This is a genomic window from Pseudomonas sp. P5_A2_2 (assembly GCF_054177685.1).
Window position 1 is genome coordinate 1 of record NZ_JBGCUL010000687.1, and the last position, 4,431, is coordinate 4,431.

The 4,431-nt window shown below is 59.4% G+C and carries 6 protein-coding genes and 1 pseudogene; 3 read left to right on the forward strand and 4 right to left on the reverse strand.

Annotated features, from left to right (window positions below):
- Nucleotides 1-116 (forward strand): LuxR C-terminal-related transcriptional regulator (locus ACXRVY_RS24255; protein WP_458238450.1); only part of this gene is annotated, 116 nt, incomplete at its 5' end.
- Nucleotides 117-191: 75 nt separating this feature from the next.
- Complete coding sequence (locus ACXRVY_RS24260; RefSeq protein WP_007996906.1) at nt 192-554, forward strand: diacylglycerol kinase; 363 nt, start codon at nt 192-194, stop codon at nt 552-554.
- On the opposite strand, the gene ACXRVY_RS24265 is transcribed toward ACXRVY_RS24260, so the two are convergent.
- Complete coding sequence (locus tag ACXRVY_RS24265) at nt 551-1,477, reverse strand: LysR family transcriptional regulator (RefSeq protein ID WP_223458442.1); 927 nt, start codon at nt 1,475-1,477, stop codon at nt 551-553. The genes ACXRVY_RS24260 and ACXRVY_RS24265 overlap by 4 nt on opposite strands.
- Before the next feature lie 146 nt (nt 1,478-1,623).
- Here ACXRVY_RS24265 and fpr point away from each other — a divergent pair, with 146 nt between their 5' ends.
- Nucleotides 1,624-2,403, forward strand: a complete 780-nt coding sequence (fpr, locus tag ACXRVY_RS24270) for a ferredoxin-NADP reductase (RefSeq protein ID WP_003443014.1) — start codon at nt 1,624-1,626, stop codon at nt 2,401-2,403.
- 22 nt (nt 2,404-2,425) lie between these two features.
- On the opposite strand, the gene tsaA is transcribed toward fpr, so the two are convergent.
- The 3 genes and pseudogenes from tsaA to ACXRVY_RS24285 all read right to left on the reverse strand — a co-directional run.
- Nucleotides 2,426-3,127, reverse strand: a complete 702-nt coding sequence (gene tsaA / locus ACXRVY_RS24275; protein ID WP_458238449.1) for a tRNA (N6-threonylcarbamoyladenosine(37)-N6)-methyltransferase TrmO — start codon at nt 3,125-3,127, stop codon at nt 2,426-2,428.
- A 350-nt stretch (nt 3,128-3,477) separates the two neighbouring features.
- Nucleotides 3,478-3,945 (reverse strand): YehS family protein, encoded by a 468-nt coding sequence (locus ACXRVY_RS24280; protein ID WP_223458447.1) that lies wholly within the window; start codon nt 3,943-3,945, stop codon nt 3,478-3,480.
- 76 nt (nt 3,946-4,021) lie between these two features.
- Nucleotides 4,022-4,431: pseudogene (locus ACXRVY_RS24285) on the reverse strand (RNA-binding protein); the annotation flags it as partial.

Genomic DNA, 4,431 nt, shown 5'->3' on the forward strand with positions numbered 1-4,431 from the left:
TTTCCGAGGCGACGATCAAGGCGCACGTGACCGCGATTTTCCGTAAACTGAATGTGCGGACCCGGACCCAGGCCGCGCTGCTCTTGCAACAACTTGAGTCAATTTCCAGCCATTAAAGGCTGGCGACTTCACGCTTTTTTGACTTTGGTTGATCTAGCTTTCCCACTTCTTTTTTGTCAGTTGCCCACTCTATGTCACCTTTCAAAGGCCAGACCGGCCTGAAACGTATTCTCAATGCCTCCGGTTATTCGCTGGACGGCCTGCGCGCAGCCTTCACCGGTGAAGCCGCCTTTCGGCAATTGGTATTGCTCAACGTCATCCTGATTCCCCTGTCGTTCTTCCTGAATGTCAGCCGGGTTGAACGGGCGTTGCTGATCGCGGTATGCCTGTTGGCGTTGATCGTCGAGTTGCTCAACTCGGCAGTGGAAGCGGCCATCGACCGCATTTCCCTTGAACGGCACCCGCTGTCCAAGAATGCCAAGGACATGGGCAGTGCCGCCCAGTTCGTGGCACTGAGCATGATTGCCCTGGTGTGGGCGGTAATTCTGCTCTAGGCGATCGTCGGCAGCACGATCTCGTCGCTGCGCTGGACCCCGGCGGTGAAGGCGCGGCACAGTTCGAGAAACTCGCGCATCGCCGAGGTCTGATATTTCTGTTTATGCCAGATGAAATAAAACTGTCGCGCCAGATCCAGATCCGGCGTCTCGACAGGCACCAGGCTGCCGCGGCGGAATGCGTCGCGCAATGCCAGCCTGGAAATGCAGCCAATCCCCAAACCTGACTCCACCGCGCGCTTGATCGCTTCGGTGTGCTCGAGCTCCAGGCGGATGTTTAACGAAGTGCGGTGATGGCGCATGGCTTGATCGAAGGTCAACCGCGTGCCTGAGCCTTGTTCGCGCAAGATCCAGGCTTCGTGACTCAACTCATCCATGGTCGCCGCGCCGCGCCTGGCCAGCGGATGCTGAGGGGCGCAAAATACCACCAGTTCGTCCTCGACCCAGCTTTGTACTTCGATGTCCGGGTGGCTGCAGTCGCCTTCGATCAGACCCAGATCAATTTCATAGTGGGCCACTTGCTGCACGATATTGGCAGTGTTCTGCACGTGCAGCTTCACCTGGCTTTCCGGATGGCGCTGCATGAAGCTGCCGATCAGCAGGGTGGCCAGGTAATTGCCGATGGTCAGGGTCGCGCCTACGGCCAGCGAGCCGAAGCCGGACTTGCCGTTGAGCAGGTCTTCGATTTCCTTGGCCTGGTCCAGCAAGGCCACAGCCTGGGGCAGCAGCTGTTTACCGAGCGCGTTGAGGCTCAACCGTTTGCCGGCGCGGTCGAACAACTGGCAGCTGCACTGGCGCTCCAGCTCGGTGATCGAGGTGCTCGCCGCCGATTGCGAGAGGTTGAGCAACCCCGCAGCACGGGATACGCTTTCCTGCTGGGCGACGGCGACGAATACTTGAAGTTGACGGAGAGTAAATCGCATATCTATATAACCGATAACCCTTATCTTAATAATCCATTTAACAGATATTGTCTCTGCCTTTAGAATGCGATGCAATTGCGCAGAGTTGGCTTTCCTTGCAGAGCACACCGAACACGCGCAGACAAATCTCCAGGAGTCCCACGTACATGAGCAACATGAACCACGAGCGTGTCCTCAGTGTTCACCACTGGAACGACACTCTGTTCAGCTTCAAGTGCACCCGTGATCCGGGCCTGCGCTTCGAGAACGGTCAGTTCGTGATGATCGGCCTGCAACAGCCCAACGGCCGCCCGCTTATGCGTGCTTACTCGATTGCCAGCCCGAACTGGGAAGAGCATCTCGAGTTCTTCAGCATCAAGGTACCTGATGGTCCGCTGACTTCGCAGTTGCAGCATCTGAAGGAAGGCGACGAGATCATCATCAGCAAGAAGCCTACCGGCACGCTGGTGCTGGATGACTTGAAGCCTGGCAAACATCTGTACCTGCTCAGTACCGGTACCGGTCTGGCGCCGTTCATGAGCGTCATCCAGGACCCGGAAACCTACGAGCGTTTCGAAAAAGTGATCCTGTGCCACGGCGTGCGTTACGTCAACGAAGTCGCTTACCGCGAGTTCATCACCGAGCACCTGCCGCAGAACGAGTTCTTTGGCGAAGCGTTGCGTGACAAGTTGATCTACTACCCGACCGTGACCCGCGAGCCGTTCGAGAACGAAGGTCGCCTGACCGACCTGATGCGCAGCGGCAAGCTGTTCAGCGATATTGGTCTGCCGCCGATCAACCCGCAGGACGACCGCGCCATGCTGTGCGGCAGCCCGAGCATGCTCGACGAGACCAGCGAAGTGCTGAACAGCTTCGGCCTGAAGGTTTCGCCGCGGATGCGCGAGCCGGGTGATTACCTGATCGAGCGAGCGTTTGTAGAGAAATAAGCAGCTGTAACTGCTTGCTGCTTTACCTGTGGGAGCGAGCTTGCTCGCGATGGCGGTTGATCAGCTCCGGTGTCAGGTAATGCCAACGCACATCGACATCCCAGAACTGCGCGCCATATTCCCGCTCGGGTGCAGGCGTTTGATAGGCCGGGCGTGGATCCTGCGCAAGACATTGCTCGATCAGCTCAACCAAAGGCTCTGCAAGGCGCTGGGCATGCCCGTGAGCCTGTTGCAGCGCTGTATYCGTCCACTGCACGGGAATCAGCTGCGGCGCAGCGCTGGCGATGCTGTTGGTGGCTGCATCGATGATGTCGGCGTAGGGCACGTAGGGTTTGATGTCGAGAACCGGCGTGCCATCCAGCAGATCGATGCCCGAGATCCACAAGCGGTTGGCTTCGACCTTGTCCAGTTTCACCACTGACTGCCCGATGCCATTGGGACGGTGGGTTGCGCGGGTGGCGAACACGCCCATGGATTTGTTGCCGCCGAGGCGAGGAGGGCGGACCTTCAAGCGCGGCTTTTCTTCCAGGGCCTGGTGGAACAGGAACAACAGCCATACATGGCTGACCTGCTCCAGGCCCTGTACGGCGTCCCCTTGATCGAACGGTGCCACCAGTTCCAGCACGCCACGGGCGGCCGGGGCCAGTTGCGGCTGGCGCGGGATGGCGAACTTCTCCTTGAAGCAGGAGCGCACGAAGCCGATGGGGGAAACGCTGTAGGTCATGGTTTGAGGTCGAGGCGGAATGAAGGCAGGCATGATAACCCACACGGTCTCTAGCCCGGTGGCGCCTGTCAGTCCGTCATCGCGGGCAAGCCCGCTCCCACAGGTTTTGTGATGGACACAAATTTTGTGTGCGCTCGAGAACCCTGTGGGAGCGTGGCTTGCCCGCGATGGCCGCGCCGCCGGTCACCAGGGCAGTGCGGCCTTGCAGGGAAAACTAGGGATGCATGGCGAATCCTGAGAGCTGAGGTCTTTACACCCTGGTCGTCAGCCGCGGTCAGCGGAGCCACTATTTTCGAAGGGAATGCAGTGTCATGAGCGAGGCGACCGAAACCGGCCGCCTCCATCGGAGATCAGCCCCGAACGCGCAGGGTCAGGCCCTTGAGGAAATTTCGCAGCAGCTGGTCGCCGCACGGGCGATAGTTGGTGTGGCCGAACTTGCGGAACAGCGCGCTCAGCTCAGGCTTGGACACCGGGAACTCCGCGGCCTTGAGGATCGCGTGCATGTCGTCTTCTTTCAGCTCGAACGCCACCCGCAGCTTTTTCAGGATGATGTTGTTGGTCACCGGCACTTCGATCGGCTGCGCTGGACGGCTTTCGTCCTTGCCGCGCTTGAAGATCACCAGGCCGTCGAGGAAGTGCGCCATGACTTCGTCCGGGCAGCGTACGAAACCTTCCTCGTCTTCCTCTTTCTTGTCGAGATACGTCACCAGGTCTGCCAGGGTCACGTTCAGGCCGCCGAGCTTGATGATCTCGATGACTTTCTTGTCGCTGATGTCGAGCATGTAGCGCACGCTGCGCAGTACGTCGTTATGAATCATGTGTGCAGTCCTGATAATTCGGCTATGGGCGCCGCCGAAAACAGCAGCGCCGAAAGGTGTGGCGGCGCGGGAAGCCTTAGAACTTCTCTTTGCCGGACAAGTAGCGCCATTGCCCCACGGGCACTTTGCCGATGGACACGCCGCCGATGCGGATGCGGCGGATGGCGACGACCTTGAGGCCGACGGCTTGGCACAGCTGGGCGATGATGCCCGGTTGCGGGTTTTTCATGGCAAAGCGCAGGCGGTTTTCGTTCTGCCAGCTGGCCTTGACCGCCGGCAGCTCCTTGCCCTTGTAGGTCAGGCCGTGGTTCAAACGGTTGAGGCCGTGAGCCACCATCTCGCCTTCAACCTCGACCACATACTCTTGCTCGATCTTGCTGGAGTCGGCGGTGAGTTTGCGCAGGATTTTCCAGTCCTGGGTGAACACCAGCAGACCGCTGGCGTTGGCCTGCAGGTCGGTGCTGGCGGTCAGGCGCAGGAAGTGCC